This window comes from Patescibacteria group bacterium, assembly GCA_035529375.1.
Taxonomy (GTDB): Bacteria; Patescibacteriota; Microgenomatia; order PFEM01; family JAHIFH01; genus DATKWU01.
The window spans coordinates 1-2,181 of the sequence record DATKWU010000006.1 but is presented as its reverse complement, the minus strand read 5'-3'; the positions used below and the strand labels follow the sequence as shown (position 1 = coordinate 2,181).

3 protein-coding genes are annotated in these 2,181 nt (G+C 42.0%); all 3 read left to right on the top strand.

Annotated features, from left to right (window positions below):
- Window positions 1–37: 37 nt before the first annotated feature.
- Window positions 38–706 carry a deoxyribose-phosphate aldolase gene (gene deoC, locus VMY36_01140; GenBank protein ID HUV42491.1) on the top strand — a complete coding sequence of 223 codons (669 nt, stop codon included), beginning with the start codon at window positions 38–40 and terminating at the stop codon, window positions 704–706.
- Window positions 703–1,458 carry a fructose-bisphosphate aldolase gene (locus VMY36_01135; protein ID HUV42490.1) on the top strand — a complete coding sequence of 252 codons (756 nt, stop codon included), beginning with the start codon at window positions 703–705 and terminating at the stop codon, window positions 1,456–1,458. Before deoC ends, VMY36_01135 begins: the two co-directional genes overlap by 4 nt.
- A partial coding sequence (locus VMY36_01130) for a carbohydrate kinase family protein (protein ID HUV42489.1) occupies window positions 1,459–2,181 on the top strand: 723 nt, incomplete at its 3' end.

Sequence of the window (2,181 nt, the reverse complement as noted above, 5' to 3'; positions counted from 1 at the left end):
CTTTTCAATCTTCATCAGTCTATGATATCATGAAGCTATGGATCCTCAAAAGCTAGCTAGGCATCTTGATTTAGCTAATCATCATCAGGACGCCACTCCAGAAGCAATCGGTAAACTCTGTGAACAGGTCAAAAAATATGGATTTAATAGTGCTTTTGTTAATCCCTGCTATCTTTCTTTAGCCCGAGAACTTTTGGGATCTGAGGGGAAAGTAGGCACGGTGATTAGTTTTCCCTTAGGTCAGGACACTAAAAACACCAAGATTCTAGCCGTCATTGACGCTATTAAAAAAGGCGCCGATGAGCTGGATGTTTGTATGAATGTTGGTCTATTTAAGGGCGGAGAAAGCGAAAAAGTTCTAGAAGAAATGAAGGCTGTTGTTCAAGCGGCTAAAAACATGAAGAAAACAACCATTGTTAAATTTATTATTGAGACTGGTTTATTGACCGACGGGGAGATTAAAAAGGCGTCTCAATTAGTCCTTGAATCAGGGGCGGATTTTGTCAAGACTAATTCCGGTTTTGGACCAAGAGGAGCGGAATTAAAAGACGTTGAACTTATCAGAGAAGCAGTAGGTGGTAGAATTAAGATTAAAGTGGCGGGCGGCATTCACACTTATCAGCAAGCAGTGGAATTTATTGAAAAAGGCGCGGATCGGATTGGCACCTCTAAGGCAGTAGAGATAATTCAAGGAGCAAAAAAATGAAAAACAATCTCGATAAAATTACGAAAAACGGGCGAGCCTTGTTTTTGGCTTATGATCACGGCCTGGAACACGGACCCACTGATTTTGATGACCAGTCAATTGACCCAGGCGAGATTATTAAGATTGCCGACTCTGGTTTTTTTACTGGCTTTATTTGCCAAAAGGGAATCGCCGAGAAATATTACGATAAAAACAAACACAAGGTACCATTAATCATCAAACTTAATGGTAAAACCAACCTTCATCCTGATGAGGAGCCTTATTCGCCTCAGATCTGTTCAATTGAGGAAGCCTTAGATTTAGGAGCGGTGGCGGTTGGTTACACTCTTTATGTTGGCAGCGAGCATGAAGCGAAGATGATGAAAGAATTAGCCGAAATTGAAGAAGCAGCAGAGGAGGAGGGGATTCCGGTGATTGGCTGGATGTATCCCCGAGGTAAGGCGGTTGCTGGTCGGGAAAAGACGAAAGAGATTCTTTCTTATTCGGCCCGCTTGGGCTTGGAATTAGGCTTAGAGATGATTAAGATTCCTTATACTACTAATCAAAAAACCCTGGCTTGGGTAGCTAAGGCAGCCGGTAAAGTTAAGGTTGTTCTTGCGGGAGGAAGTAAGATAAAAGAGAAAGAGTTTTTAGAAACAACCAGGGGGGCGCTTGAGGTTGGTGTGAGTGGCCTAGCGGTTGGGAGAAATGTTTGGCGGGCGAAAGAACCGTTGAAAATAGCGGAGAAAATTAATAAAATAGTTTTTAATTAAATGTTTGATATTATCTCTATCGGTTCAGCGGTGATGGATGTGATTTTAAAATCACCGAATTTATCTCCAAATGAGCTTTTACCAGTAGGTGGCAAGGTTGAGGTTGAGGATTTGTTTTTGGCCACTGGTGGTGGAGGATCGAATACAGCCGCTGGTTTTGCGAGATTAGGGTTAAAAACCGCCTGTATTGCTCGTTTTGGCGATGATCTCTTCGGTCAGTTTTTATCCCAGGAGTTGGCGAAGGAAAAGTTTGATCAGAAATATCTGATGCCGAGAAAAGGGGATAGAACTGATTATTCCACCATTTTTCTTTATCAAGATGGTTCACGGGTGATCCTCGTCCATCGGGGTAAGACTCGGGTTGATGAAACGATTTTTCCTTGGACGGCCCTCGACGAAACCAAATGGTTTTATATTGCCTCTTTGGAAGGGAATGTAGATTTATTGACTAAAGTGGTTGAGAAATCAACAGAGAAGGGGATTAAAATCGCCCTTAATCCAGGCAGTAGGGAACTAAAGGAAAAAGATAAACTTCTTTCCGTTTTTCCTAAGATCGAGGCCTTGATTCTTAACTCAGAAGAGGCCAGTCTTTTTACTGGCGAAGAGGATGAAAATCAGGCCTTACAAAAAATTTCTCAGATTGGTCCTAAAATAATTGTTGTCACCCAAGGGAGAAATGGTGCTCATCTTTTCAGTCAAGGAAAGCATTTGCTTTCTCCAACC

Excerpts from the sequence above, each read along its gene's own strand:
- deoC (HUV42491.1), top strand. The coding sequence starts at position 38 with ATGGATCCTCAAAAGCTAGCTAGGCATCTTGATTTAGCTAATCATCAT.
- VMY36_01135 (HUV42490.1), top strand. The coding sequence starts at position 703 with ATGAAAAACAATCTCGATAAAATTACGAAAAACGGGCGAGCCTTGTTT.